The sequence below is a fragment of the Mesorhizobium dulcispinae genome (assembly GCF_033977345.1).
In the GTDB taxonomy this organism is placed as follows: Bacteria; Pseudomonadota; Alphaproteobacteria; order Rhizobiales; family Rhizobiaceae; genus Mesorhizobium; species Mesorhizobium dulcispinae.
Genome location: NZ_JAVIIY010000012.1, coordinates 175,597 through 201,378 on the forward strand (window position 1 = coordinate 175,597; position 25,782 = coordinate 201,378).

The window sequence follows — 25,782 nt, forward strand, 5'->3', positions numbered from 1 at the left end:
TTCAGGCCCGGCCCTTCGCGAAGAAATCCGGATAATCCTCCATCGCCGCGGCGATGATGCGCAATGACGCCGCGATCTGGAGCATTTCGGGCCGATCGCTGCGATCGGCGATGCTGGCCGCATATTGCCTCGCCACGGCAACGGTCGAAGTCTGCGGCTCGCCATGTCTTCTGAACAGCAATTCCCGCGCCAGGCCGCGCAGGAAATTGCCGATCGATTCCACCGTTTCGCGCGGGATCGCGGAATTCAGCTGCGCGCCGCGCAGCCGCAGCACTTCGAGCCCGACGGTGACGGCGGCGATGCTGCCGCCCAGGATGGGATCGCCCTTCCTGCCGGTCTGCTGCAGCTGTGGCATCAACTGGTTGATCCGGTCATAGGCCAGGCTTTCGAAGGCAGAGCGCCGCGGGATGCGGTCGTGCAGGCAAAGCCGCGCCAGGTCCTCGCGCATCGCCTGCGAGATGCGCTCGACGGTAACCCAGGGGTTGGCCGGCAGCGCGATGATGAAGACGGCGATGGCAATCAAAATACCGACCAGGATCGACGCCGATCCGGCGAAGAACGGGCCTGGATCGTAGGTCATCAGCTGGTGCGGGCTGAGGAAAGCGAGGAAGTTGATGGCGAAGGCGGTGGCGACGCCGACATGGCGCGGATTGGCCATGCCGAGCGCCGCCGGCACCATGATCGGCACAACAAAGAGCGTGAACCAGCCGAAGCCGGGCAGCGCCGGCAGGGCGACCTGGCCGACCAGGAAGGCGAAGGGCAGCGCGAGCAGCGTTCCGGTGAAGAAACCCCAGGCGGACTGGACCGGATCGGGACGCGCCGCGAACAGGCTGGAGACGACGGCGACGAGGATGACGGTGCCAGCGGCCTCCGACCATTTGGTGGTCAGCCAGAAGGCCGCCACCAGAAGCGTGGCGAGTGCGGCGCGCACGGCGTTGCGCCAGGCGGCGTGATAGTCGCGATGCACGACCAGCGCCGGCTGCTGCCGTTCACGGGAGGGTCTTGAGACAGGCGAGCGAAGGGCATCGAGGCCCCGCATCACCTGCTTCAGCGCCTCCGCGAAATCGGCGGCGATAGTAAGGCGGGTGATGGTGCCGACCTTGTCTTCGCTGGGGTCGGTGGGCACAGGCGGCGTCTCTCTCGCCTTGCTCGCGATTGCGTCGAGCCGTGCCACCCAGGGTCCGGTGTTGTTCAGCGCGCCGGGCGTCGCCGCCAGCTCGCCGACCAAAGTCTTCAACTCACTGCGCACGGGGATGAGAGCCGCATTCTTCGGCGCGGCATGGGTGTGCAGCGCCCGGGCCGCCGAGAGCGCCCACAGGAGCTGCCCGATCGTGCGCCGCACCGGATGGGCGCGCGTGGCGAAGCTTGGCGCCTCCAGTCGCGCATAGGTGCGCATCTCGGCAAGCGTCTGGGCATCGCTGATCAGCTTGCGCTGCAGCGCCGCAAGGCCAGCCGGATCGCCGCCGGAAAAGGCGCCTGAGGCATAGTCGGCGAGATCGAGAATGCTGCGCTTCAGCCTCGAAATGATGGCGTCCGCCGCCAGTTTCGGCAGGATCAGCCGGCTGGTGACGCCGGCGCAGACGATGCCCAGCACGATTTCGGCGCAGCGCGCGATGGCGAGATCGACGACGAGATGCGGCTGCCCGAAGGCCGGCAGGCTGATGATCATCGCCGTGTAGCCGGCAAGCGCCGCACCGTAGGCCTCCGGATTGCGCAGCAGAGAGGAGACGAGCGTGCAGACGCCGATCCATAGCGCCAGCACCGTCACCAGGAGCCAGGGATTGGTGCCGAAGAGCGATGTGATGCCGATCGCCGCCACGCCGCCGGCCAGCGTGCCGAGCAGCCGGTAGAAGCCCTTCGCCAGCACCATGCCGGCGACCGGCTGCGCGACGATAAACACCGTCATCATCGCCCATTGCGGATGGTCGAGTTTCAGTGCGTATGCGGCAAGCAGCGCGATCAGCCCGGCCGAAACGGTGCGCAGGGCGAAAATCCAGTCCGAGCGCGTCGGCTGCGTCAGACCGTTCAGCGGTATCTCGACCAGCTCTTTCAGCCGCATCCAGGTCACATGCAAGTCTCCGTACCGGAGCCTGTTATGGACCAGTCCGCGTTCAGATATCCAGCACGTCGGCTTCGGCGAATTCGGCGCGTTCCTGGATGAAGCGGAAGCGCGCCTCGGGCTTGGTGCCCATCAGCGCGTCGATGGTGTCCTTGGTCGCCTGCTCGGCGTCGATCACGTCGACCCTGAGCAGCGTGCGCTTCCTCGGGTCCATCGTGGTCTCCTTGAGCTGCGAGGCCATCATCTCGCCAAGGCCCTTGAATCGGCCGATCTCGACCTTGCCGCGCCCGGTGAATTCGGTGCGCAGCAATTCGTCCTTGTGCGCGTCGTCACGCGCATAGGCAACCTTGCCGCCCTGCCGGATCGAATAGAGCGGCGGCACGGCCATGTAGAGGTGGCCGCCGCGGATCAGGTTCGGCATCTCCTGATAGAAGAAAGTGATCAACAGCGAGGCGATATGCGCGCCGTCGACGTCGGCGTCGGTCATGATGATCACGCGATCGTAGCGCAGGTCCTCGTCGCGGTATTTCGAGCGCGTGCCGCAGCCGAGCGCCTGGATCAGGTCGGAGATCTGCTGGTTGGCGGCAAGCTTGTCGTTGCCGGCGCTGGCGACGTTGAGGATCTTGCCGCGCAGCGGCAGCACCGCCTGGCTGGCGCGGTCGCGCGCCTGCTTGGCCGAGCCGCCGGCCGAGTCGCCTTCGACGATGAAGATCTCGGCGCCCGCGGCGGCGTTCTGCGTGCAGTCGGCGAGCTTGCCCGGAAGGCGCAGCTTGCGCACGGCGCTCTTGCGCGACACTTCCTTTTCCTGGCGGCGCCGCACACGCTCGTCGGCGCGCGCGATGACCCACTCCAGAAGCTTCGATGCTTCCTGCGGATTGTCGGCCAGCCAGTGGTCGAACGGATCTCGGATCGCATTCTCGACGATGCGCATCGCCTCGATGGTCGCCAGCCTGTCCTTGGTCTGGCCGACGAATTCCGGCTCGCGGATGAACACCGACAGCATGCCGGCGGCCGAGATCATCACGTCCTCGGTCGTGATGATCGAGGCGCGCTTGTTGCCGATCAAATCGGCATAGGCGCGAAGGCCGCGCGTCAGCACATTGCGGAAGCCCGCTTCATGCGTGCCGCCCTCGGGGGTGGGAATCGTGTTGCAGTAGGAATTGAGGAAACCGTCGCCGCCGAACCAGGTCACCGCCCATTCGAGCGAGCCGTGGCCGCCCTGCTTGTCGCTTTTTCCCGCGAAGACTTCGCGCGTGACCTGGAACTCGTCGCCGAGAGTCGCCTTGAGATAGTCCTTCAGGCCGCCCGGGAAATGGAACTCCGCTTTGGCCGGGGTCTGGTCCTTTTCCTTGATCAGCGACGGATCGCAGGTCCAGCGGATCTCGACGCCGCCGAACAGATAGGCCTTCGAGCGCGTCATGCGGTAGAGCCGGGCCGGCTCGAAGGCGGCGCCCTTGCCGAAGATCTGCTCGTCGGGATGGAAGCGGGTCCTGGTGCCGCGGCGGTTGTGCACCTCGCCGAGGTGCTCCAGCCCGCTTACCGGGACGCCGCGCGAGAAGCGCTGGCGGTAGAGCTGGCGCCCGCGCGCGACCTCGACCTCGAGATGGTCGGACAGCGCGTTGACGACGGAAACGCCGACGCCATGCAGACCGCCGGAGGTCTCATAGACCTTGGAGTCGAACTTGCCGCCCGAATGCAGCGTGGTCATGATGACTTCGAGCGCCGGCTTCTTGAATTTCGGATGCGGATCGACCGGGATGCCGCGGCCATTGTCGGTGACGGTGAGAAACCCGTCGGCCGAAAGCTCGACGTCGATGAAGGTGGCATGGCCGGCGACCGCCTCGTCCATCGAGTTATCGATGACTTCGGCGAACAGGTGATGCATCGCCTTGTCGTCGGTGCCGCCGATATACATGCCTGGACGGCGCCGCACCGGCTCCAGCCCCTCCAGCACCTCGATGTCGGCGGCGCTGTAGCTCTCGCTGCCGTCACGGGCGGCGGTCGAACGCTTGGCGGCCTGCACGATCGGATCAGCGGCGCGCGATGGCGTGCGCACTGGCTGTGGCTGCTGCTTTTCCAGGTCGCCGAAAAGGTCGTTTCTGTCGTCCATGCTGGCCCTAGGGTTGGGTACTGCGAATCACTCCTCGATACTGCCACGCTTTTGGCGGGCGAACGAGGTTCCTGTTCCGTTCAGGGATCAAAGTCTCTCTTATTCTAAAACCATTCGATAACCAAGCCGCCGGAAATAGGGCGGTCCCCGCACCTTTGGATTCCTGATTCTTTAACATTAACGCCTAGCGTGAGCCTCAACGACAAAAGACCACGGGGCATCAGGGGTTTCGGCGTGAGAGGCAGGGCCATAACCATGATCGGCATCGCCGCCGTTTTCGGCGCGATCTCGATCTTTGCCGCGGATTTCTGGGTCAAAAGCCAGGCGAAAGCCCAATCCGAGCAGAAGGTGGCGTCGATCGTGGCGCCGCAAGAGCCGAAGGTCGAGTTCAAGACCATCGTGGTGGCGAATGCGCCGCTGCGCTACGGCACGCAGCTCGACCGGTCGCAACTTACCGAAATCCCGTGGCCGCAGGATTCCCTGCCGCAAGGCGCCTTCCCGACCATCGACAAGCTGCTTGCCGAAGGCAGCCGCGTCGTGCTGTCGCCGATCGAGGTCAACGAGCCGGTGCTGCTGACGAAGCTGTCGGGGCCGAACGGCCGCGCGACGCTTTCCAACATGCTGTCGCCCGGTATGCGGGCCGTCACCATCCGCACCGACGAGATCGCCGGCGTCGGCGGCTTCATCACGCCGGGCGACCGGGTCGACGTCGTCCTGACGCGCGATGCCGGCGAAATCCAGGAAGTGTCCAAGAACGCTCAAGGGGCAGCCGGCTCGACGGTCACGTCCGAAATCGTCGTCTCCGACGCCAAGGTGCTTTCGGTCGGGCAGGGCGCGGACGAACGCAAGACCGAGCCGCAGATCGCCAATTCGGTGACCCTCGAGGTGACGAACGAAGGCGCGCAGAAGGTGGCGCTTGCCCGCACCGTCGGCACCTTGTCGCTGTCATTGCGATCCGCCGCCGATGCCAGCGCCAGCGGCAACGGGCTTACCACCATCTCCTCCTTCGGCGGTTCGGTTGCTGCGAGCGCTGAGGCAAGCGCTGCCTCGCTGGTCAATGCGGTGGCGAAGGAGCCGGAAGAGCCAAAGTTCAAGACGGTGATCGTGTCGCGCGGCGAGAAGGTCGAGGAATACAAGGTTCCTTCCAAGCCGGCCGAGGGAGACGTCGTTCCTGCCAAGGAACAAGAATAATTGCCGGTGGGGACCGGCCGGGGACGGGATAATGCCTGTGTTGAATAAATATCGGACAACGAGAGGGCTGCGCCTTCTGCGTGCAATGGCTGCGGGCGCCTTCCTGGCCGCCGGCATGCTTGCCTTCGGGGCGCCGGCCCAGGCAAACAACGACGTCGTCTACGTCTCGGCGACCAGGAATGCCTCGATCAAAGTCGCCAAGGGCAAGCCGAAGACGATCATGACGAGCGCCGCCTTCTACCAGATCGTCATCGGCGATCCGGAGATCGCCAACGTCAACCCGCTGACCGACAAATCGTTCTATGTGCTGGGCAACAACCTCGGCACCACCGGCATCGCGCTGTTCGACCAGAACAAGCAGCTCGTCGGCACCATCGACGTCGAGGTGACGCTGGATACCGACCAGCTCGCGAACACCATCCGTGCCAGCGTGCCGGATGCCAATATCAGGGTCGGTTCGGCCAACGGCCGCGTGGTGCTGTCGGGCGTGGCCGACGATGCGGTGGCGGCCGACAAGGCGAGCAAGATCGCGTCGCGCTTCTCCGGCAACGAGGAGGTGATCAACTCGGTCAACATCTCGTCCTCGCAGCAGGTCCAGCTCAATGTCCGCTTCGTCGAGATCAACCGCCAGGCGGGACAGGACCTCGGCGCCAAATACGGGGCCAACTTTGCGCTCGGCATCGGCGGCCGCGACGTCATCATCGATCCAGGCACCGTGCCGACGGCCGGCACCGGCGAGATCATCGGCCGGTTGCTCTCCAACGGCGTTTCGATCGACATCGCCATCAAGGCGCTGGAAGAGCGGGGTCTTGCCCGGCGGCTGGCCGAGCCGAACCTGATCGCCCGCTCGGGCCAGACGGCGAGCTTCCTTGCCGGCGGCGAGTTCCCGATCCCGGTTTCCGAGGACAATGGCAAGATCAGCGTCACCTACAAGAAATACGGCGTCGGCCTTGATTTCACGCCGACCGTGCTCAAGGACGGGCTGGTGAGCCTCGATATCGCGCCGGAAGTGTCCTCGATCGACCCGTCCGCCTCCATCGAAGTCAGCAGCGGCATTTCCATTCCGGCCTTCATCGTGCGCCGTGCCAAGACGTCGGTCGACCTCAAGAACGGCCAGAGCTTCATGATCGCGGGCCTTTTGCAGTCGCAGAACGACATCACGACCTCGCGTTTGCCGGGGCTCGGCAAGCTGCCGGTGCTCGGGCCGCTGTTCTCCTCGAAGTCCTATCAGCGGCGCGAGACCGACCTGGTGATCATCGTCACGCCCTATCTGGTCAAGCCGGTCGACCCGTCGAAGAAGATGGTCGAGCCGACCGACGGAACGCGGCCTGCAAGCACGGCCGACTACTTCCTGAACAACACCGAGGAAGTGAGCGGCTCGGCGCCCAAGCGCCCGCTGGCCTTGGCCGACGGCAGCGCGGCGCGTCCGGTGGCCGCAACGACATCCGGCCATTTCCTCGATCTGCCGAAGGACTGAAGCCATGCGTCTGGTTCCTTGCATCGCTCTGCTGCTCGCCGGCGTCCTCGCCGGTTGCACCAGCGACGACTATGTGCGCACCGAAGGCGTGACGCCGGCTGCCGGCAACGCCCAGGCGTCCAACACCGTCATGCAGATGGTCGACCCCTGGCAGTACGGCGTCCAGAAAACCAGGCTTTTGGTGCCGGCTCAGAGCACGAGCTCCACGGCCACTGCCGTCGGCGCCAAAGCCGGCTCGACGCCGGACTCAACGACGTCGGCATCGACGACATCAAACTGATGGGCTGACGACATGGCATCCGGCACCAAGACCAAGAAGATCCTGCTCGTTTCAACCGACCGGGCGTTTTCGCAGGATACGCGAACGGCTTTCGCGGCCTCCGAGGTCATCGAGCTTTTGACGGTCGAGAAAAGCGTCAACGAGCTTCGCGGCGAAGTCCAGGAAACCGATTTCGGCGCCGTCATCGTCGACATGGATGCGGCCAAGCTCGAGGAGATCGAGTCGCTGCAGCGCATCATGCGCCGGCTGGAAGGCCGCGTTCCGGTGGTTGTCGTCACCCAGGAATTCAATGCGGCGGCCGTGCGCATCCTGGTGCAGCTCAAGGTCGCCGACTTCCTGGTGAAGCCGATCACCACCGCCGACCTGGTGCGCTCCGTCATCCGCGCGCTGCAGGGGCCGGGGCGAGAGGAAAACACCGAGTCGCAGATCTACACCTTCATGCCTGCCGCCGGCGGCGTCGGCACCACCACGCTCGCCCTGCAGACGGCCTTCCAGCTGCATCATTCGGTGACGCGCGGCGCCTCGACCTGCGTGGTCGACCTCAATTTCCAGCAGGGCGCCTGCGCCGAATATCTCGACCTCGAGCCGCGCTTCGACATCACCGAAATCGAGAACCAGCCCGAACGCCTCGACCGGCAGCTGCTTGACGTCATGCTCTCCAAGCATGCGAGCGGGCTCTGCGTGCTGGCGGCACCCACGCGCCCGTCGGAAATGCGCTCGTTCAAGACCGATGTCGTGGTGCGCATGCTCGACCTCGTGTCGGCCTATTTCGACAATGTCGTCATCGACATGCCGCGCACCTGGTTCCCGTGGACCGAGACGGTGCTGCTCGGCTCCAACAAGCTCTATATCGTGGCCGAGATGACGGTGCCTTGCCTGCGCCACACGCAGCGTCTCATCCAGGCCATCTACGAGACGGCCGGCAAGGAAGTGAAGCCCAACGTCATCGTCAACCGCTTCGAGCAGAAGATGTTCGACAGCGGCATCAAGCAGGCCGACGTCCAGGACATTCTCGGCGAGCATTTCGTCGGCGGCATCTCCAACAACTACCGGCTGGTGCGCGAGGCCGTCGACCGCGGCGTGCCGCTGCACGACATCGATCCCAACGCCAATGTCGTCAACGACCTGAAGAAAATCATCCTGCCTGAGGAGGCGGTGACGACGACGGCAAAATCGAAGTCGCTGTTCGGCCTCGGCAAAGGCCTCTTGAAGAGGAAAGCGGGATGAGCAGCCGGTTCTCCAACCTGCAGAATCGCGACGCCCGTCCGCAGCGGCCGCCCGACCCCGCGCCGGTGACGCATCATGCCGTGATCATCCCGACGACCCGGAAGCCGGCGCCGCCGAAGCAGGAGGCCGCACCCGCAAAGAGCGCCAACAAGGTGCTCGACGCGCGCGTGCGCATCCACCGCATGCTGCTCGAGGAGATCAACCTTGTCGCGCTGGAGCGGCTGCCCAAGGACGAAATGCGCCGCCAGGTGCATGAGTTCGTCTCGGAAAAGACCCGCCAGGAGCGGATGGCAATCAACACCGCCGAGCTCGACGCGCTGGTCGACGACATCGTCGACGAGATGGTCGGCCTCGGCCCGCTGGAGCCGCTGCTCAAGGATCCGGAGATCAACGATATCCTGATCAACGGCCATCAGAACTGCTTCGTCGAAAAGCGCGGCAAGCTGCAGCAGGTCCACATCCCGTTCAAGGACGAGGCGCATCTGCTTCGAATCATTAACAAAATCGTCGCGGCGGTTGGTCGCCGCGTCGATGAATCGCAGCCGATGGTCGACGCCCGCATGCTCGACGGCTCGCGCTTCAACGCCGCCATCCGGCCGGTCGGCGTCGACGGGCCGCTGGTGTCGATCCGCAAATTCTCCAAGAACAAGCTCGGCCTGCACAAGCTGGTCGAGTTCGGCGCCATCACCCAGAACATGGCCGAGGTGCTGGCGGCGGCCGTGCATGCCCGCAAGACCACGATCATTTCCGGCGGCACCGGCACGGGCAAGACGACGATGCTCAATGCGCTGTCGGCCTTCATTCCCGAGGACGAGCGGCTGATCACCATCGAGGACGCAGCCGAGCTGCAGCTGCAGCAGCCGCATGTCGCGCGCATGGAAACGCGCCCGGCCAATATCGAGGGCCATGGCGAATTGAAGCAGCGCGACCTGGTCAAGAACGCGCTGCGCATGCGGCCCGACCGCGTCATCCTCGGCGAGTGCCGCGGCGAGGAAGCCTTCGACATGCTGCAGGCGATGAACACCGGGCACGAAGGGTCGATGGCGACCATCCACGCCAACACGCCGCGCGACGCCATCTCGCGCCTCGAGCAGATGCTCGGCATGACCGGCATGCCGATGACGGTGCAGTCGATCCGCAGCCAGATCGCCAGCGCCCTCGACATCATCGTGCAGCTGACGCGCCTGTCGGACGGCAAGCGCAAGGTGACCAGCGTCGCCGAGGTGACGGGCATGGAAGGCGACGTCATCCAGATGCAGGAGATATTCCGCTTCGTGCGCACCGGCATGGAGGCGGACGGCAAGATCATCGGTCATTTCGAGGCAACGGGCATCCGCCCGCGCTTCCTCGAGGACCTGCGCAACATGGGCATCGAATTTCCGGGCAAGTATTTCGAACCCGGCCGGCCGCAGGAGTAGCCGGTGCTCGAGGGATTCGGCCCGATCTACGCCGTCTACGCCGCGGCGGCGCTCACCGGCATCATGATCGCCGAAGGCTGCTACCTGCTTTATGCCGGCCGCAGCGACAAGCGCACGGCGATCAACCGCCGCATGAAACTGGCGGAGAACAAGATCAGCCAGGAGCAGGTGCTGATCCAGCTGCGCAAGGAGCGCGGCGTCGAAGGCGGCAGATCCCTCTTCTCCTTCGACCGCTTTCGCGACCTGCGCACGCAGTCCGGTATGGTCATGCCGCTGCCGAAGTTTCTGACAATCACCTCGGGCGTGGCTTTCGCGCTGGCGCTTTTCGCCATTTGGTATGGCCTGCCTTTGCTGTTCGGACTGGGCCAGTTGGTCGTGCTGCTGCCGGTCCTGCCGGTGATGACGTTGCGTTTTCTGCGCAAGCGCCGGCACAAGCGCTTCGGCGTGCAGTTGCCGGAGGCGCTGGAGCTGATCACGCGCGGCCTCAAAGCCGGCCACCCGGTGCCGGTGGCGATCTCGATGGTGGCGCGCGAGATGGCCGATCCGATCGGCACCGAGTTCGGCGTCGTGGCCGACGAGGTGACCTATGGCTCCGATCTGGTTTCGGCGCTCAACAACCTGTTCGACCGGGTCGGCCACGAGGACCTGCCGCTGTTCGTCACCGCCGTATCGATCCAGAGCAGTTCCGGCGGCAATCTGCGCGAGATCCTGGACGGGCTGTCGTCGACGATCCGCGAGCGCGGCAAGCTGCGGCGCAAGGTGCGAGCGATTTCGACCGAGGGCCGCATGTCGGCCTATATCCTGACCGCCGTTCCGGTGCTTCTATTCACGGCCATCATGGTGCTGATGCCGCAGTTCTACCGGGAAGTGTGGGGAGTACCGAAGACCTGGTACATGCTGGGCGGCTCCGTCCTGTGGCTGCTGCTCGGCAATGCCATCATGTTCAAGATGTCGAATTTCAGGTTCTGAGATGGAAGACATCATCCGCTTCCTCGCCTCGCTCGCGCCGACCTCGCTGATGCCGGTGGCGGCGCTGCTGCTGGTGATGGGCGGCGGCGCGGTGGCCTGGCCGCTGGTCGTCGCCAAGGGCGATCGCAACGAGGTCAAGCGCCGGCTGAAGGTCGAGGTGGCGCAGCCGGTCGAGCAGGCCGAGCCGGCGCCCAGGAAAAACACAAACGCCGTGCGCGAGAAGGCGGTGAAGCGAGCGCAGGAATTCTACGCCAAGAGCGATCCGGAGAATGTCGCGCGGTTGCGCATGAAGCTCATCCAGGCCGGCTACATGGAGCCGCGCGCCGTCGGCATGTTCTTCCTGATCCGATTTGCCACGCTGGTCGGAATGGCGCTTGGCGCGTTCCTGGTCAACCAATGGGGTGCCAGCGCCGAATCGACCATGACCAGCCGCTGGACCTTCGTCATCCTGTCGGGTGCGGCCGGCTATTTCCTGCCGGGTCTGGTGCTGACGCAGAAGGTGCGGGAAAAGATGCGCGAATACCGCAACGGCTTTCCCGACTTCATGGATCTGATGATCGTCTGTTCCGACGCCGGCATGAGCATGGAGGCCGGCATCGAGCGCGTCTCGAAGGAACTCGCCAAGACCTATCCGTCGCTCAGCCAGAACCTGCAGCTGGTGTCGCTGGAGCTCAGGGCCGGCCGCAGCCTGGACGATGCGCTGAAAGCGCTCGCCGACCGCCTCAGCCTCGACGAGGTGCGCTCCTTCGCGACGCTGCTGCAGCAGTCCAAGGAGCTCGGCACCAGCCTGTCGGGCGCGCTGCGCGTCTTTTCCGACGAAATGCGCCACAAGCGCATGTCGCTTGCCGAGGAGAAGGCGCATGCCTTGCCAGCCAAGATGTCGGTGCCGGTGACGGTGTGCATCCTGCCGGTGGTGCTGATGATCGCCATTATTCCGATCGTCGTGAAGCTGACCTCGCACTAGGGATTCACGTGAGGCCAGCCTGAACCTGAATCCAGGCAGTGCTCAGGGACGCTAGTGGTTAACGCATCCTTTGCGCGCAACTGGAATTTAGCTGCATTTCGGCACCGAAGCTTAATCGCTGTCCTGTACAGTCGTTGCTGAAGAACGACCCGACAAATCGGGCGATGGGGCAGGGGCATGCGTCACAGACTTCCCACGGCAGCGGCGGCGTTGGCAGCCGTCTTGATGATCACCGGCTGCACGACCAACAACAACAACAACGTCGACACCACCAAGACCACCGCGATTCAGCCGACGGCCAAGGACGTCAGCGCCGCCGACCTGGCGGAGGGCAAGGCGCAGTTCCGCGAGGCGAATTTCGGTCTTGCCGAGCAGCATTTCCGCAAGGCGGTGGAGCTCAAGGCCGACAATGCGGAAGCCTGGATGGGGCTTGCCGCTTCCTATGACGAGCTCGGCCGCTTCGACTTCGCCGACCGCGCCTATGCCCAACTGCTGCGGGTCGCCGGGCGCAAGCCGCAGATCGTCAACAATATGGGCTATTCGCAACTGCTGCGCGGCAACAAGCAGAAGGCTAGAGCCTTGCTGCTGGAGGCCAAGGCCCACATGGCCGATCCGACCGTGGTCGACGCCAATCTGGCACTGCTGAACAAGAGCTAGAGCCTATCGGGCTTGGATTGAATCGTTCCGCCCGAATTCCCCGGCCGCCGGCCGAACGCCGTTTCAGCGAAACGGGACAAGTTCCACCCGGTACAATTTCCTGTTTGTCGATTGGCGAAATCAAAGCGACAGGGCGGAATTTCCGGCGGCGGACGCATGCCTGTCAGCCGGCTTACCAGGTGTAAAACGTCCGGCGAATGTCGTTTTTCGCGCGATCGCCTCGCGCTCGTGCAAAAGAACTGTTTCAATATAAACCAAAAATTTCTAGTCTTCGCGTCTGCCGGGTGCAGTAGTGGATGCTTTGTAAACCTTGTCCGAAGGTTGGCTCGAAAGGTTAGCTGAAAACGGTATCAGCGAGCCGCCGTTAACCTAGAATGCAGCGTCACAGACGACTCCCAAGAGGCGGCGGCTCAACAATGTTGGATTTTAGTTCGCTCCTGCTCGCGGCGGCGCTGTCGGGCACGTGCCTCAGCATCACCATGCTGGCGATCTGGCTGACCGCTCCGCAGGCGCGCTTCGTGCTGACGGTGGCGTGCGGCATCCTCGTGCTTGTCGCGCATGTCGTTCTGTTCTGGCAATACACCAAGGAACCCAACCCCTGGCTCTGCCAGGCAGTGCTGGTGCTGCTCAGCCTGGGGTTCCTCATCATCTGCATGTCGGCGATGCAATATCTCGGGTTTCGCAACTATCGCCGCCCGATTTTGCCGACGCTCGCTGCCATGCTCGCTTGCGCTGCTTTCACCTATCTCGGTTTCGACGGCATCGGCTTCCAGATCACTTACGCGGCCGTAACGGCGCTGCTCGCCGCGATCGGAACGATGTTCTGGATGAAGGGAGATCACGACCGCCGGATTCTGCTGGTCGTTTCGTTCCTCAGCGGCGCCTGTGGCTTGTCCTTCGCGCTGTGCGGCCTGGTGCTGCTGGTGCAAGGGCAATGGGTTCTCGGTGCTGCGCCCGACAACTGGGCGGAGCGGTTGAACACCGTCGTCGCGGTTGCCTGCATGACCGGCCTCGGCGCGCTGACGCTTTCGCTGCATCATCTGCAGGCGCAGATCGAGCTCAAGGCCGAGACCATGACCGATCCGCTGACCGGCCTGATGAACCGCAGGGCGCTCGGCGAGCTTTACGGCGATCGCAGCTTCGGTCCGTTCATGGCGATCGCGATGTTCGATCTCGACCATTTCAAGACGACCAACGACGTCTTCGGCCATCCCGTCGGCGATCAGGTCCTTTGCCGCTTCGCGGCGGTGATCAAGAAATACGGCAGGGCCGGTGTCGACGCCTTCCGGCTGGGCGGCGAGGAGTTCGCGCTCGTCATGTCGCGCATGACGCCGGAAAAGGCGCATGACATGGCAAGCAGGATCGGCGTCGCCTTCGGCACCGAGATCGTTCCGACCCATCGCGGCCCGTTGCGCAGCAGCGTCAGCGGCGGTATGGGATTTGGCGCCGCCGATGGCCGATCCCTGGACGAGGTGCTGGCCGAGGCCGATGCCGCGCTCTATGCCGCCAAGCGCGCCGGGCGGAACCGCGTCATCGCCCAACCCAAGGAGAGCCAGCCCGATGGCGGGCCGGCCCGGAAAACCGCCTGAACGACTACTCGGCGGCGCCGAGATATTCCGTCAGCGGCGGGCAGGAGCAGACAAGGTTGCGGTCGCCGGCGACATTGTCGATGCGCGACACCGGCGGCCAGTATTTCGCCGACAGATCGGCGTCACCCGCGGGATAAGCTGCCTCGAGCCTCGAATAGGGATGCGTCCATGCACCGGCCAGCGCCTCGGCGGCGGTGTGCGGAGCGTTGACCAGCGGGTTGTCGTTGAGCGGCCATTCACCCTTCGCCACCTTTGCCGCCTCGCTGGCGATCGCAATCATCGCTTCGCAGAAACGGTCGAGCTCGCGCTTAGGCTCCGACTCGGTCGGCTCGACCATCAGCGTGCCGGCAACCGGGAACGACATGGTCGGCGCATGGAAGCCGTAGTCGATCAGGCGCTTGGCAATGTCGTCGACGCTGATGCCGGCGCTTTCCTTCAACACGCGCGTGTCGAGGATGCACTCATGGGCGATGCGATCGCTCCGGCCCTTGTAGAGCAGCGGGAAGTGCGGCGCGAGCCGAGTCGCCACGTAGTTGGCCGAAACGATCGCCGTTTCCGTCGCCTGCTTCAGGCCGGAGCCGCCCATCATGCGGATATACATCCAGGTGATCGGCAGGATGGATGCGCTGCCGAAAGGCGCGGCCGCCACGGCATGTGCCGAGCCTTCCGTGACATGGCCCGGCAGATAGGGCTTCAGATGCGCCCTGACGCCGATCGGGCCGACGCCCGGGCCGCCGCCGCCATGCGGGATGCAGAAGGTCTTGTGCAGGTTCATGTGGCAGACGTCGGCGCCGATGTCACCGGGGCGGGCGAGACCGACCAAGGCGTTGAGGTTGGCGCCGTCGAAATAGACCTGGCCGCCATGCTCGTGGATGAGGGCGCAGAGATGGCGCGCGCCTTCCTCATAGACGCCATGCGTCGAGGGATAGGTGAACATCAGCGCAGCGAGGTTCTTGGAATGCTCGTTGGCCTTGGCCCGCATATCGTCCATGTCGATATTGCCGTCGTCGGTGCAGCGCACGACGACGACGCTCATGCCCGCCATCGCAGCACTTGCCGGATTGGTGCCATGCGCGGAAGACGGGATCAGGCAGACGGTGCGGTGGCCCTCGCCACGCGCGCGGTGATAGGCGCGAATGGCGAGCAAGCCGGCATATTCGCCCTGGCTGCCTGCATTGGGCTGCAGGTTGACCGCATCGAAACCGGTGATCTCCGACAGCCAGGCCTCCAGATCGCCAGTCATGGCGCGGTAGCCCTCCGAATGGCTGGCCGGCGCGAAGGGATGCAGGTTGGCGACGCTCGGCCAGCTCACCGGCATCATCTCGGCGGCGGCATTGAGCTTCATGGTGCAGGAGCCGAGCGGGATCATGGCACGGTCGAGCGCGAGGTCCTTGTCGGCCAGTCGCCGCAGGAAGCGCATCATCTCGGTCTCGGAATGGTTCTCGTGGAAGACCGGCTGGGTAAGGAACTCCTTACCGCGCGGCTTGCCCGGCATGGAGCCGGCCTCCGCCGCGCCGGGCTTGGCGCCGAACAGTGCCGCGATCGCCTCGAGGTCGGCTTCCGTCGACGTCTCATCGAAAGCGATGCTGATCTTGTCGGCATCGATGATGCGCAGCAGCCGGCCGGTCTTTTCGGCAGCGGCGGCTATTGCCCCGGCCTTGCCCTTCACTTCGGCCGTCACCGTATCGAAGCGGTGTGCGCCGAGGACGGCTACGCCCGCTGCCTTCAGCCCCGCTGCAAGGCGGTTGGCAAGGCTGTGGACGCGCTCGGCGATCGCCTGCAGGCCGGAGGGGCCGTGCCAGATCGCATAAGCCGTCGCCATGTTGGCGAGCAGCGCCTGCGCGGTACAGATGTTGGAAGTGGCCTTGTCGCGGCGGATGTGCTGCTCGCGCGTCTGCAGGGCGAGGCGATAGCCGGGGCGGCCCATGGTGTCGGTCGACTGGCCGACGAGGCGGCCGGGCATCAGGCGGGTCAGTCTGTCGGAGACGGCGCAATAGGCGGCGTGCGGGCCGCCAAAGCCCATCGGCACGCCGAAACGCTGCATAGGACCGACGGCGATGTCGGCGCCGAGCTTGGCCGGCGCATCCGTCAGCGTGAGCGCAAGCGGATCGGCGATGAACACCACCAGCGCGCCGGTGGCGCGGGCCTTCTCGATCGCCGCCTTGTGGTCGCCATAGACGCCGAAGGTGTCCGGCCAGGAGACGAGCAGGGCGGCGGTGTTGTCGTCGATGGTCTCGCCGTCAACTTCGATGCCGAGCGGTTCGGCGCGGGTGCGCACGACATCGAGCGTCTGCGGGTGCGGCGTGCCGGCAAGCGCCACCTTTGTGCGCTTGTCGCGGTGATGGCGCAGCGCGATGCCGACCGCTTCGGCGACTGCAGTCGCTTCATCGAGCAGCGAGGCCGAGGCCACCGGCAGGCCGGTCAGCTCGGCGACCAGGGTCTGGAAGTTAAACAGCATTTCCAGCCGGCCCTGGCTGATCTCGGCCTGGTAGGGCGTGTAGGCCGTGTACCAGGCCGGGTTCTCGAACATGTTGCGCTGGATGACCGGCGGCACAAAGACGCCGTGGTAGCCGGCGCCGATGAAGCTCTTCAGAACCGTGTTCTTCGCCATCATCGCCGACAATTCGGCTAGCGCTTCGGCCTCGCTCGCTGGAGCGGGCAGGTTGAGCGGCAAGTCCAGGCGGATCGATCTCGGCACGGCCTGGCTGATCAGCGTCTCGACGGACGGAACGCCGATGGTGGCGAGCATGGCCCTGACATCGTTGACGCTGGGGCCGATGTGGCGGGCCGAGAAAGGAATGGGGGCTGCGGTCATTTCTAAAATCCTGGTGTCAGCCGATATGGGCTTTGTAGGCGGCCTCATCCATGAGGCTGTCGAGCTGGCTTGCGTTGGAAAGCTTCATCTTCCAGAGCCAGCCGTCGCCGGTCGCCGCCGAATTGACCAGCGAAGGGTCGGACGACAGCGAGGTGTTGGCTTCGGTGATCTCGCCGTCGACCGGCGCGTAGACGTCCGACGCCGCCTTGACGGATTCGACGACCACTGCGGTGTCGCCCTTGGCGAGCTTGCGGCCGATTTCCGGCAGTTCGACAAAGACGAGATCACCGAGCTGCTCCTGCGCGTAGTCGGTGATGCCGACGGTGGCGACGCCGCCTTCGATGCGCAGCCATTCATGGTCTTCAGTGAAATAGGTGTTTGCCATCGGGAATTCATCCTTTGCGGTAGCGATGTGGCGTGAAGGGGAGCGATGTGACGTCGACCGGGATTTTGGTCCCGCGGACATCGGCGAACAGTCTGGTGGCGGGCTTGGCCAGCGCGGTGTCGACGTAGCCCATGGCGACCGGATGGCCCGTCGAGGGGCCGAAGCCGCCCGAGGTGACGTGGCCGGCCGGATTGCCGTCAGCGTCGACAAGTACGGCGCCGGCGCGCACCGGCTGGCGACCGTCGGGCTTCAGGCCGACACGCTTCTGCGACGGGCCGCGCTCGAGGATCGAGCGCAGTGCGTCGGCGCCGATGAAATGACCGGAAGCGCGGACCTCCTTGGGGATCGCCCACATCAAGCCGGCGCTGGCCGGGTCGATCTCGGGCGTCAGGTCCTGGCCGTGCAGGCAGAGCCCGGCCTCGAGCCTGAGGCTGTCACGGGCGGCAAGGCCGATCCATTGCACGCGCTCGTCCTGCAGCAGCTTCGCGACGAGATCGCGGGCGTCCGCCTCGGGCAGCCCGATCTCGAAACCGTCCTCGCCGGTATAGCCGGAGCGGCTCATGAACCAGTTTTGCCGGGGCTCGACGCCGTGCATGAACAGCAGCGAGCCGGTTTCGATGCCGGCCCGCGCGAGGGCCGCCCAGGCGTCCGGTCCCTGGATCGCCAGGAAAACCCGGTCGAGCGGTTCGACATTGGCGTCGAAATCCGCGGCCAGCGCGTGAAGATGCTTTTCGTCCTCGACGGCGTTGCCGGCATTGGCCACCACCATGAAACGGTCATCGCCAAGGCGCGTGACGATCAGGTCGTCGATGATGCCTGCCGCCTCGTTGAGGAAGAAGGTGTATTTGGATTGGGAGATTTCCAGCGCCCCGGCGTCGAACGGGCAGGCGCGGTTGAGAAGCGCCGCGGTGCCCGGGCCGCTCACCTCGAACAGCTTCATATGCGAGATGTCGAACAGGCCGGCATGCTCACGCGTGTGAAGGTGTTCCTTCATCACGCCCGCCGGATAGGTCAGCGGCATCGACCAGCCGGCGAACGCGCCGAAACGCGCGCCGGAGGCGTTATGCAGATCCTCGAGGGGTAGGTGTTTGGTGTCTTCGCCGATCATGTCTTCTCCAGAGTCGCACGCGATCGACCGCCATTGGCGGCCCATTCGGTGCCCCTCTGTCTGAAGCCTGAGAGACTCGCGCCCCGTAACTCTGTCGGCAGCGCTTACACCTTCGGCGCGGGAAGATTCCCGACTTTCCAGAGTTGTCTTTCCCGTCCACGGTTCTTTTGCCTGAGAGATTTCGGGCGATTTCCCCTTCGGCGACAGCTTTCGCTGTTCTCTCCCGCAAACAGGTGGGACTCAGTCGCCTGAGTCCCCGACGCGTCATCCATAGCCCGTCGGCGACACCTTGTCACCTCCCAGCGACATCCAAAGCGCGCGGATTTCGCTGCACACCTTCGGGGCGATATGCATTGGCCGACAAGTCTTCGCTAACCACGCCATTTGCCGGTTTCTCAAGATACTTCTGATATGCCTGTCGAAACGACGCACCAAGTTCGCCGGCAGCAGGCGAAGGGCAGGGACGGCAATGGGCGAATTGATCATGAGCGCTCCGGTGGCGGAGCTGACCTCCAAGAACCGCATCACGGCCGAGGACGTGGCGATGCTGCGGCGCGAAGTGTTCGCGGACGGCGTCGTGAGTCAGGGCGAGGCCGAGGCGCTGTTCGCGCTCGACCAGACGGCGCGCGACAAGTGCCCGGAATGGGCGCCGTTCTTCGTCGAGGCAGTGACCGACTACATCGTCCGCCAGGAAAAGCCGCAGGGCTATATCTCCGAGGAGAATGCCAACTGGTTGGTCCGCACCATCTCGCGCGACGGCATGGTCGACAGCCGCACCGAGCTCGAGCTGCTTGTGCATGTGCTGGAGGAGGCGAAGTCCTCACCCAGCCAACTTTCGGCCTATGCGCTGGAACAGGTCGCCAACGCGGTGATCGACGGCAAAGGCCCGCTGATGCTCGGCGGTGACCTCGTGCCGGGGTTGATCGCCAGGGCCGAGGTCGATCTCCTGCGCCGCATCCTTTATGCCTTTGGCGGCGACGGCAACATCGCCATCACGAAGGCAGAAGCCGAAATCCTGTTCAGGATCAACGACCGGATCGCGGCAGCCAGCAACGATCCCTCCTGGAACGACCTCTTCGTCAAGGCGATCGCCAATTACGTCATGTGCTCGGCCGGCTACGAGCCGCCGACGCGCGAGGCGGCGCTGCGCCACGAAACCTTCCTCGATCATGCCGAGCCGGAGATCGGCGGTTTCTTCAGCCGCATGGTGTCGGGTGGACTCGCCGGCATCCTGGGAGCCTATCATTCGCCTGGCGACATCGAGGCCGAGTGGGAGGCCAAGAACCGGGCGGCCGAGGCGCTCGCGCGCCGCGCCGAGACGATCGACGCCGGCGAGGCCGAGTGGCTGGCCGAGCGCGTCGGCGACGGGCAGCGTCCGCTGCGCGACAACGAGCGCGCGCTTCTCACGCTGATCAAGCACGCCTCGCCGGAAATCCATCCGGCGCTGAAGCCGCTGCTGGATAAAGTTGCCTGAGCCTACTGCTTCGGCTTGGCCTGTTCCGGCTTGGCGCCGGTGTCGAAGCGCGCCATCCATTTGAAGCCGCCGAACCAGTAGCGGCGGACGCCGGCGATCGTGCCGTCGGCGGTGCGCGCGCCGATCCAGTTGTTGACGTACTGGATCAGACGGACGTCGTCCGGCCGCAGGGCGAAGGCTTCGGGCGTGCGGAGCAGTGGGCTGCCCACCAGCTTGAACTTCGCGTCATAGAGCCTGGCCGCCATCTGCGGCGTCGGCGACGTGGCCACCATGGCTTGCGCGCTGCCGCCGATGAGGGCGGCAAAAACGTCGGTGGTGTTGTTAAAGGAAAGGATTTCCGCCTTCGGGAAAGCCTCCTTGGCCGCCGCTTCATCGGTGGAATTGGAGAGCACGGCGATCTTGTAGCCGGGCGCCGTCAGCGCCTTGCCCGGCCGCTTGCCGAGGCTGGCAATGGAGGCAACCATGCGAATGTCGGCGGCGCCCGTGGGGTTGGAGAACACGACCTCGCGAGCACGCTCCGGCGTGTTGGCATAGCCGGCCGCAATCAAATCGAAGTCGCCCTTGAGCAGCCGCGCCTTCAGGTCGTTCCAAGGCACCTCGACCAGCTTCAGTTCGACGCCGAGATCCGAGGCGAGCGCATTGGTGAGATCGACGTCGTAGCCCGCGAATTTGCCGGCGGCTTTCTTGAGGATCCAGGGCGGATTGATTGCAACTCCGACCGTCAGCGTCTTCTGATCGATAACGCGCTTGAGGCTGTCATCAGCGCGAGCCGGCAAAAGAGTCAACCAGGCAGAAAGAGCAAGTATAATCGCGACGAATATCTTAGCGCGCATGAATATAACCTCGCTGCTGGCCCCTCTGGTTGTCAGATTTACACAGAGGTGCCATTCTGTCGATAGCGGAACCTAATGGAGATTTGCCAATGTTGGCGCGAATGGCGGTTACCGGTTCGATGATGTTCCTGGCCTGTGCCTTCGGCAATCCGGCAAAGCTTTCGCTTCTGCCCGATGCCGCGCAGGCGGCAGGCCCCAAACGCGTGGTCTGCTCCAGCGCGGACTATCGCTATTCCTATTGCGGGGTCGACACGCGTGGCGGCGTGCAATTGACCAACCGGCTGTCGAAGTCGCGCTGCCAGTTCGGCAGGAGCTGGGGCTATGACGGCGGCGGCATCTGGGTCGACAATGGCTGCTCGGCGGAGTTTCTGGTCGCCGGCTCCGGCCGCAGGCCGTCTCCCGGCGAGGCAGCAGCGGCGATCATCGTCGGGGGCATTGTCGGCGCGATCCTCGACAGCAACAACCAGCACGGCCACCATTCGGACAATTATTATCCGAGGCCCAAGCCGCGCCGCGGTGATCAGTGGATCGATCCGACGCCGCAATTCGACAGGGACGGCAATCCTAATTTCGATACCCACGGCAACTATCAGGGATGCCACGGCGTCGGCTGCATGGTGGATAATCCGGACGACACGCAGGACGCGCCCCCTGAGCCCGGTCAAACCACTTTCGATAGTTCGGACGAATGATCGGGGCGCCAAGGTCTGCGTGCTGAACGCCAGACCCTCGGCTGCCGCCTATTGGTGAGTGATCGTCTTGCAAAGGATGATGTTGGAATGGCCTTCAGGCCATCCGACGAATTCGGCCATACGCTCGAAGCCGGCTTTTTGGTACAGGCCGGGCGTTTGGAAGTCGTGTGTCGAAACCCAGATCCGCCGCGCGCCTCGAGCGGCGGCCTCTGCAACGAAGGCATTCAGCAACGCCTTTGCATAGCCTCGGCCCCGACAGGATTCCTCGACCCACATCAGCCTGAGCTCGGCGATCCCCGCCCAAGAATAGCCGGCGGCGACGCCGACTGCGTGTCCGGTTTCGTCCCGTAGCGCAAAGATGAGGCCCTGGTCGTCTTTGCGGCCTGTGAGACGCCGGTTGTCGCCATTGAGGCGCTCCTCGATCGCGTTGAGCTCGGCTGACGGAAGATCATGCTCGGCCTGCAGGCGAGGGGCCATCAGATACCGCCGTACCAGTCGTAGCCATTGTCTTCCCAATAGCCGCCGCGGCCGCCGCCGACCTTGGTGAAGCTGTCGACCAGCTCGATCTTGTAGAGATATTTCGGCATCTTGTAGCCGAGCTGGCGCTCGACCCGCACCCGCAGCGGCGCGCCGTTCTCGACCGGCAGCGGCTTGCCGTTCAAGCCATAGGCCAGGATGGTCTGCGGGTGGCGGGCATCGATCAGGTCGATGCTGCCGTAATATTTGATGTCGCCCGACAGGCTTTGCTCGATCGTGTCGAGGCAATGGAACATGACGTAACGCGCCTCAGGCTTCACCACCGCCTGGTCGAGCACCAGCGACAGCGGCGTGCCGGTCCATTTGGCGATGCAGCTCCAGCCTTCGACACAGTCGTGGCGCGTGATCTGGGTGCGGCTCGGCATGTTCTGGAGCTGCTCGCGGGTCAGCGACAGCGGTTTTTCGACGAGGCCGGTGACCTCGAGGCGCCAATCGGCGAAATTGTTGGCGAGAAGACCCTTGTAGGTGTCGTCGTCGGGCGCGGTGACGCCGTTCGGCCGCTGCGGCTGGCGGATGTCGGCCTCGGTGAATTCCGGCGCCAGCGCGTCGCGGCCGGCGAGCAGACGCTGCGCGCGCCAGGTCAGGCCGTTGGCGTTTTCGAGGAAGCTGCGCAGGCCGCCACCGATGCCGAGGCCGCTGTCGAAGGCATCGCAGCCCGACAGCGCGATGCCGGACAAGCCGAGGCTGGCCGAGGTGAGGAACTTTCTTCGGTTCATCTGGAACTTGGGGCTGATCTGGAATTTTGCCATGTCAGGCGCTCCTCTCGGCCGGCTCGTCATGCTTCGCGGGCGGGTCGGTGCGGTACCAGCCGGTGATGATCGAGCGCAGCTCGTTGATCGGGCCGGCTGCCACGATCATCAGCATGTGGATGACGAAAAAGAGGACGAGCAGCACCATGACCGTGAAGTGGATGGTGCGCGCCGTCTGCCGGCCGCCCAGGATTTCATTGAGCCAGGGAAGCACCGAATTCATGCTCGGCGACATCGCAAGCCCGGTGATGATCATCAGCGGCAAGAGCACGAAGAGCACTCCGCCATAGGCCATTTTCTGCAGGGTGTTGTACTCGCGCGTGTGGTGGAACTTCAGCTTCGCATGGTCGACGATATCGCGCGGCAGCTTACGCAGATCCTCGACGTGCGGCGCCAGATCGCGGCGGATATGGCCGTTGATAAGGCCGGCGATGAGCCAGACCAGCAAGGTGGCCGAAAGCACCCAGGCGAAAAAGAAATGCACGACGCGCGCGGTGCCGAGGTCGTAATAGGAGGGGATCGTTGCCCAGGCCGGGAAAGCGCGCGGCGTCTCCTGGCCGGGAGGGCCGGACCAGCCGAGCACGCCGGTTGTGTCGAAGCGATGGCCAAAGAGCTTCGTGAAGCCGCGCGGCCCATTGTCGGTATTCTCGGCGCCGATTTCGAGGACGGTGTTGTTGTAGGCGAAACCCGATTCCTTGCCGATATAAAGCTGCGGACGCGCATTGAAGATCTGCAGGCCGGAAAGCAGCATGAAGAACAGCGAGAAGGCCCAGATCCAGTGGGTCAGGCGCGTCCAGCGCGACTGCCGGTAGATCAGTGTCGCGTCCTTCGTGTCCGCTTCGGTGGTTTGGCTTGTGGCAGCAGAATCCATTCGGTCCTCCAGCCGCGCCACCCGGCACGGCCTTTTCAGATCATTGTCTTTCCCCCAATACGTCGCAGCACAAGGTGATGTTTCACCCGATCACGGATTTATTACGGAGCGCCCAGACTGACCGCGAGGTTGACCGCGGCGGCAACGATCACCGTGTTGAAGAAGAAGGTCAGGATCGAATGGATGAGCACGACCTGGCGCATATGCGAGGTGGTGATCGCGATGTCGGCCGTCTGCGCGGTCATGCCGATCACCGTCGCGAAATAGAGGAAATCCCAGCCTTCCGGCCTTTTGTCGCCGGGAAAATCAAGGCCGCCGACCGGAATCTTCCTTTTGGTTTTCTCGTCGACCTCAAAGCCGTCCATCCAATAGACATGCGCATAATGCAGCGCCGCCATGGCATGGATGGTGAACCAGCCGAGCGGGATCGACAGCATCGCGAACAGAATCTCCAGCGGATGCGTGGCATCCTTTTGGTTGATGAGCTGAAACAGCGAGCCGATGGCGATGCCCACGACAAAGAGCGTGACGGCAAAAATCAGCAGCACCGGAAGGTCGGTTGCGCGCGCGTTCTTGCTGAGGTAGCGGCCGGTAAGCCTTGGCATCAAGGCGAGAACCAGAATGATGAAGGTCGCGAAGAATACGTTGGCGCCGATCGAGTAGGGAAGCGGCGCTCGCAAGAGCAGCGCAAGGAGCAGCGCGACGATGCCAATGGCTGCGGCCAAGGCGAACTGCATGTGCCGATGCATCGGCGCGTCGAGGGATGTATCGTCACCCATGGCCGGCCTCTGACAAGGCGTTTGGATCAGTCCGGTGTGACGGATTTGAGCGCCCGCCGCAAGATGCGGTCAAGCTCGCCGAGAAAGGTCGACCTGTCCTTCGGAGTGAAGGCGGCGTTGAAGCCCCGGCTTTCGCCGGTCTCGCGCAGATGCTGCTTCAGATCGCGCATCGCCACGGCCATGCCGATGGTCTCGGGCGTGAAGGGACGGCCTGTCGGCCCCAGCACATGCGCGCCGAGCGCCACCGTGCGCGCGGCAAGCGGGATGTCGGCCGTCACCACGACGTCGTTCGCCCTGGCATTCTCGGCGATCCAGTCGTCCGCGGCATCCGCGCCCTTGGAGACGACGACATTGCGGATCATCGGATCGCGCGACGGCCGCAGGCCGCCGTTGGAGACGTAGGTGACGACGACGCCATGGCGTTCCGCCACCTTCTCGACCTCGGCCTTCACCGGGCATGCGTCGGCGTCGACATAGATGACGGGTGCGGGCATCGCCTCTCCACAATGCAAAGGGCCGGCGCTGGCCGGCCCTCTACCAGTAATTCTGTAATTGTCAGGCCGGCAGGGCGCCCGACTTCTTCGCCGTCCAGGTGGCGATATAGTCCATCAGGCCGGGATTGAGGCAGTCATAGGGCTCGAGCCCGATCGACTTCAGCTGGGCGCGGATGCCGTCCATGCGACTCGGGTCAACGCCGGATTCGATGATCGACGACACGAAGGCGGCGAAGCCCGGCGGCGACCAGCCATCCTCCTCGAAGCGCTCGGGGTGAAGGAAGGTCAGGCCCTTGAACGGATGGTCGCGCTCGACCGGGCCGTGCATGTGCACGCCGCAGCTTGTGCAGGCATGGCGCTGGATCAGCGCCGCGGGGTCGACCACCTTCAGCTTGTCGCCATTCTCGGTGACGGTGACGTCGCCTGTGCCGGCAACGGCCACGACCGAGAAGATCGCTCCTTCCGGCTTCCAGCATTTGGTGCAGCCACAGGCATGGTTGTGGGCGATCTGGCCCTTGACCTTCACCTTCACCGGATTGCTGGTGCAGGCGCAGACCAGCGTGCCGCCGGAAAAGCTCGCGCTTTCCTTCGGCAGGCCGTTGTCGATCTTCGGATGCAGTTTTTCCGCCATTCGTACTTCCTCCCATGTTGACCACAAAGGTCGGGGGCCTCCGGCCCGCGGCCCGGTGGTATTGCTTCAGTAAACCACGACGCTCCGGATCGACTTGCCCTCGTGCATGAGGTCGAAGCCCTTGTTGATGTCCTCCAGCTTCAGCGTATGGGTGATCATCGGGTCGATCTGGATCTTGCCCTCCATGTACCAGTCGACGATCCGCGGCACGTCGGTGCGGCCGCGCGCGCCGCCGAAGGCGGTGCCCATCCAGGTGCGGCCGGTGACCAGCTGGAAGGGCCTGGTCGCAATCTCCTGGCCGGCGCCGGCAACGCCGATGATGACCGACTTGCCCCAGCCGCGATGCGAGGCCTCCAGCGCCTGGCGCATCACCTTGGTGTTGCCGGTGCAGTCGAAGGTGTAGTCGGCGCCGCCGATCTGGTCGGCGCCGCGCTTGGTCATGTTGACCAGGTACGGCACGATGTCGCCGTCGA

At 64.5% G+C, this 25,782-nt stretch carries 24 protein-coding genes and 1 riboswitch; of the genes, 11 read left to right on the plus strand and 13 right to left on the minus strand.

Going from position 1 to position 25,782, the window contains the following annotated elements; genetic code table 11:
* Nucleotide 1 precedes the first annotated feature (1 nt).
* Both RFN30_RS24260 and parE read right to left on the minus strand, forming a co-directional pair.
* Entirely contained in the window at nucleotides 2-2,068 is a 2,067-nt protein-coding gene (locus RFN30_RS24260; protein WP_430699080.1) for an FUSC family protein, read from the minus strand.
* Nucleotides 2,069-2,111: 43 nt separating this feature from the next.
* The gene (parE, locus tag RFN30_RS24265) at nucleotides 2,112-4,169 is read right to left on the minus strand and encodes a DNA topoisomerase IV subunit B (RefSeq protein ID WP_320264600.1); all 2,058 of its coding nucleotides are present in this window, start codon (nucleotides 4,167-4,169) and stop codon (nucleotides 2,112-2,114) included.
* Between the two features lie 234 nt (nucleotides 4,170-4,403).
* On the opposite strand from parE, the gene cpaB reads away from it, so the two are divergent.
* The 9 genes from cpaB to RFN30_RS24310 all read left to right on the plus strand — a co-directional run bounded on the left by cpaB (nucleotide 4,404) and on the right by RFN30_RS24310 (nucleotide 13,941).
* Entirely contained in the window at nucleotides 4,404-5,360 is a 957-nt protein-coding gene (gene cpaB, locus RFN30_RS24270) for a Flp pilus assembly protein CpaB (RefSeq protein ID WP_320264601.1), read from the plus strand.
* A gap of 85 nt (nucleotides 5,361-5,445) precedes the next feature.
* Nucleotides 5,446-6,837 (plus strand): type II and III secretion system protein family protein, encoded by a 1,392-nt coding sequence (locus RFN30_RS24275; RefSeq protein ID WP_320264628.1) that lies wholly within the window; start codon nucleotides 5,446-5,448, stop codon nucleotides 6,835-6,837.
* A 4-nt stretch (nucleotides 6,838-6,841) separates the two neighbouring features.
* Complete coding sequence (locus RFN30_RS24280; protein WP_320264602.1) at nucleotides 6,842-7,117, plus strand: hypothetical protein; 276 nt, start codon at nucleotides 6,842-6,844, stop codon at nucleotides 7,115-7,117.
* 12 nt (nucleotides 7,118-7,129) lie between these two features.
* Nucleotides 7,130-8,344, plus strand: a complete 1,215-nt coding sequence (locus RFN30_RS24285) for a CpaE/TadZ family protein (RefSeq protein ID WP_320264603.1) — start codon at nucleotides 7,130-7,132, stop codon at nucleotides 8,342-8,344.
* Entirely contained in the window at nucleotides 8,341-9,762 is a 1,422-nt protein-coding gene (locus RFN30_RS24290) for a TadA family conjugal transfer-associated ATPase (RefSeq protein ID WP_320264604.1), read from the plus strand. Before RFN30_RS24285 ends, RFN30_RS24290 begins: the two co-directional genes overlap by 4 nt.
* 63 nt (nucleotides 9,763-9,825) lie before the next feature.
* Nucleotides 9,826-10,731 carry a type II secretion system F family protein gene (locus tag RFN30_RS24295; RefSeq protein WP_430699083.1) on the plus strand — a complete coding sequence of 302 codons (906 nt, stop codon included), beginning with the start codon at nucleotides 9,826-9,828 and terminating at the stop codon, nucleotides 10,729-10,731.
* A gap of 1 nt (nucleotide 10,732) precedes the next feature.
* Entirely contained in the window at nucleotides 10,733-11,695 is a 963-nt protein-coding gene (locus tag RFN30_RS24300; protein WP_320264606.1) for a type II secretion system F family protein, read from the plus strand.
* A 177-nt stretch (nucleotides 11,696-11,872) separates the two neighbouring features.
* Nucleotides 11,873-12,352, plus strand: a complete 480-nt coding sequence (locus tag RFN30_RS24305; protein WP_320264607.1) for a hypothetical protein — start codon at nucleotides 11,873-11,875, stop codon at nucleotides 12,350-12,352.
* 416 nt (nucleotides 12,353-12,768) lie between these two features.
* Nucleotides 12,769-13,941, plus strand: a complete 1,173-nt coding sequence (locus RFN30_RS24310; protein WP_320264608.1) for a diguanylate cyclase — start codon at nucleotides 12,769-12,771, stop codon at nucleotides 13,939-13,941.
* Nucleotides 13,942-13,945: 4 nt separating this feature from the next.
* Here RFN30_RS24310 and gcvP read toward each other — a convergent pair whose 3' ends face one another.
* Genes gcvP through gcvT form a run of 3 tightly spaced genes read right to left on the minus strand, consistent with a single transcriptional unit; the run spans nucleotide 13,946 to nucleotide 18,249 of the window.
* Nucleotides 13,946-16,756, minus strand: a complete 2,811-nt coding sequence (gene gcvP / locus RFN30_RS24315) for an aminomethyl-transferring glycine dehydrogenase (RefSeq protein WP_320264609.1) — start codon at nucleotides 16,754-16,756, stop codon at nucleotides 13,946-13,948.
* Between the two features lie 16 nt (nucleotides 16,757-16,772).
* Nucleotides 16,773-17,141 carry a glycine cleavage system protein GcvH gene (gene gcvH, locus RFN30_RS24320; RefSeq protein ID WP_320264610.1) on the minus strand — a complete coding sequence of 123 codons (369 nt, stop codon included), beginning with the start codon at nucleotides 17,139-17,141 and terminating at the stop codon, nucleotides 16,773-16,775.
* A gap of 7 nt (nucleotides 17,142-17,148) precedes the next feature.
* Nucleotides 17,149-18,249 (minus strand): glycine cleavage system aminomethyltransferase GcvT, encoded by a 1,101-nt coding sequence (gene gcvT, locus RFN30_RS24325; RefSeq protein ID WP_430699081.1) that lies wholly within the window; start codon nucleotides 18,247-18,249, stop codon nucleotides 17,149-17,151.
* A gap of 149 nt (nucleotides 18,250-18,398) precedes the next feature.
* Nucleotides 18,399-18,485, minus strand: a riboswitch (glycine riboswitch).
* 233 nt (nucleotides 18,486-18,718) lie between these two features.
* Between gcvT and RFN30_RS24330 the strand changes: the two genes are divergently transcribed.
* Nucleotides 18,719-19,723: a hypothetical protein gene (locus RFN30_RS24330; protein WP_320264611.1), complete on the plus strand. Its 1,005-nt coding sequence runs from the start codon at nucleotides 18,719-18,721 to the stop codon at nucleotides 19,721-19,723.
* Between the two features lie 2 nt (nucleotides 19,724-19,725).
* On the opposite strand, the gene RFN30_RS24335 is transcribed toward RFN30_RS24330, so the two are convergent.
* Nucleotides 19,726-20,499 carry a transporter substrate-binding domain-containing protein gene (locus RFN30_RS24335; RefSeq protein WP_320264612.1) on the minus strand — a complete coding sequence of 258 codons (774 nt, stop codon included), beginning with the start codon at nucleotides 20,497-20,499 and terminating at the stop codon, nucleotides 19,726-19,728.
* Nucleotides 20,500-20,645: 146 nt separating this feature from the next.
* On the opposite strand from RFN30_RS24335, the gene RFN30_RS24340 reads away from it, so the two are divergent.
* Nucleotides 20,646-21,248, plus strand: coding sequence for a DUF3011 domain-containing protein (locus tag RFN30_RS24340; RefSeq protein ID WP_320264613.1), 603 nt, complete (start codon nucleotides 20,646-20,648; stop codon nucleotides 21,246-21,248).
* A 48-nt stretch (nucleotides 21,249-21,296) separates the two neighbouring features.
* Here the strand turns inward: RFN30_RS24340 and RFN30_RS24345 are convergent, their stop codons facing one another.
* The 7 genes from RFN30_RS24345 to RFN30_RS24375 form a co-directional block, all read right to left on the minus strand.
* Nucleotides 21,297-21,725: a GNAT family N-acetyltransferase gene (locus tag RFN30_RS24345; protein ID WP_320264614.1), complete on the minus strand. Its 429-nt coding sequence runs from the start codon at nucleotides 21,723-21,725 to the stop codon at nucleotides 21,297-21,299.
* The gene (locus RFN30_RS24350) at nucleotides 21,725-22,534 is read right to left on the minus strand and encodes a molybdopterin-binding protein (protein WP_320264615.1); all 810 of its coding nucleotides are present in this window, start codon (nucleotides 22,532-22,534) and stop codon (nucleotides 21,725-21,727) included. Before RFN30_RS24350 ends, RFN30_RS24345 begins: the two co-directional genes overlap by 1 nt.
* A 1-nt stretch (nucleotide 22,535) precedes the next feature.
* Nucleotides 22,536-23,405: a cytochrome b/b6 domain-containing protein gene (locus RFN30_RS24355; RefSeq protein WP_320264616.1), complete on the minus strand. Its 870-nt coding sequence runs from the start codon at nucleotides 23,403-23,405 to the stop codon at nucleotides 22,536-22,538.
* A 101-nt stretch (nucleotides 23,406-23,506) separates the two neighbouring features.
* Entirely contained in the window at nucleotides 23,507-24,184 is a 678-nt protein-coding gene (locus RFN30_RS24360; RefSeq protein ID WP_320264617.1) for a DUF1345 domain-containing protein, read from the minus strand.
* A gap of 26 nt (nucleotides 24,185-24,210) precedes the next feature.
* Nucleotides 24,211-24,678, minus strand: coding sequence for a YaiI/YqxD family protein (locus RFN30_RS24365; protein WP_320264618.1), 468 nt, complete (start codon nucleotides 24,676-24,678; stop codon nucleotides 24,211-24,213).
* A gap of 61 nt (nucleotides 24,679-24,739) precedes the next feature.
* Nucleotides 24,740-25,309, minus strand: coding sequence for an S-(hydroxymethyl)glutathione synthase (gene gfa, locus RFN30_RS24370; protein ID WP_320264619.1), 570 nt, complete (start codon nucleotides 25,307-25,309; stop codon nucleotides 24,740-24,742).
* 66 nt (nucleotides 25,310-25,375) lie between these two features.
* Nucleotides 25,376-25,782 (minus strand): zinc-binding dehydrogenase (locus RFN30_RS24375; protein ID WP_320264620.1); only part of this gene is annotated, 407 nt, incomplete at its 5' end.

Bases quoted from the DNA above. Each gene is read 5' to 3' on its own strand.
- parE (WP_320264600.1), bottom strand. From the start codon at position 4,169: ATGGACGACAGAAACGACCTTTTCGGCGACCTGGAAAAGCAGCAGCCA.
- RFN30_RS24275 (WP_320264628.1), top strand. From the start codon at position 5,446: ATGGCTGCGGGCGCCTTCCTGGCCGCCGGCATGCTTGCCTTCGGGGCG.
- RFN30_RS24280 (WP_320264602.1), top strand. From the start codon at position 6,842: ATGCGTCTGGTTCCTTGCATCGCTCTGCTGCTCGCCGGCGTCCTCGCC.
- RFN30_RS24285 (WP_320264603.1), top strand. From the start codon at position 7,130: ATGGCATCCGGCACCAAGACCAAGAAGATCCTGCTCGTTTCAACCGAC.
- RFN30_RS24290 (WP_320264604.1), top strand. From the start codon at position 8,341: ATGAGCAGCCGGTTCTCCAACCTGCAGAATCGCGACGCCCGTCCGCAG.
- RFN30_RS24295 (WP_430699083.1), top strand. From the start codon at position 9,826: ATGATCGCCGAAGGCTGCTACCTGCTTTATGCCGGCCGCAGCGACAAG.
- RFN30_RS24300 (WP_320264606.1), top strand. From the start codon at position 10,733: ATGGAAGACATCATCCGCTTCCTCGCCTCGCTCGCGCCGACCTCGCTG.
- RFN30_RS24305 (WP_320264607.1), top strand. From the start codon at position 11,873: ATGCGTCACAGACTTCCCACGGCAGCGGCGGCGTTGGCAGCCGTCTTG.
- RFN30_RS24310 (WP_320264608.1), top strand. From the start codon at position 12,769: ATGTTGGATTTTAGTTCGCTCCTGCTCGCGGCGGCGCTGTCGGGCACG.
- gcvP (WP_320264609.1), bottom strand. From the start codon at position 16,756: ATGACCGCAGCCCCCATTCCTTTCTCGGCCCGCCACATCGGCCCCAGC.
- gcvH (WP_320264610.1), bottom strand. From the start codon at position 17,141: ATGGCAAACACCTATTTCACTGAAGACCATGAATGGCTGCGCATCGAA.
- gcvT (WP_430699081.1), bottom strand. From the start codon at position 18,249: ATGATCGGCGAAGACACCAAACACCTACCCCTCGAGGATCTGCATAAC.
- RFN30_RS24330 (WP_320264611.1), top strand. From the start codon at position 18,719: ATGGGCGAATTGATCATGAGCGCTCCGGTGGCGGAGCTGACCTCCAAG.
- RFN30_RS24340 (WP_320264613.1), top strand. From the start codon at position 20,646: ATGTTGGCGCGAATGGCGGTTACCGGTTCGATGATGTTCCTGGCCTGT.
- RFN30_RS24345 (WP_320264614.1), bottom strand. From the start codon at position 21,725: ATGGCCCCTCGCCTGCAGGCCGAGCATGATCTTCCGTCAGCCGAGCTC.
- RFN30_RS24350 (WP_320264615.1), bottom strand. From the start codon at position 22,534: ATGGCAAAATTCCAGATCAGCCCCAAGTTCCAGATGAACCGAAGAAAG.
- RFN30_RS24355 (WP_320264616.1), bottom strand. From the start codon at position 23,405: ATGGATTCTGCTGCCACAAGCCAAACCACCGAAGCGGACACGAAGGAC.
- RFN30_RS24360 (WP_320264617.1), bottom strand. From the start codon at position 24,184: ATGGGTGACGATACATCCCTCGACGCGCCGATGCATCGGCACATGCAG.
- RFN30_RS24365 (WP_320264618.1), bottom strand. From the start codon at position 24,678: ATGCCCGCACCCGTCATCTATGTCGACGCCGACGCATGCCCGGTGAAG.
- gfa (WP_320264619.1), bottom strand. From the start codon at position 25,309: ATGGCGGAAAAACTGCATCCGAAGATCGACAACGGCCTGCCGAAGGAA.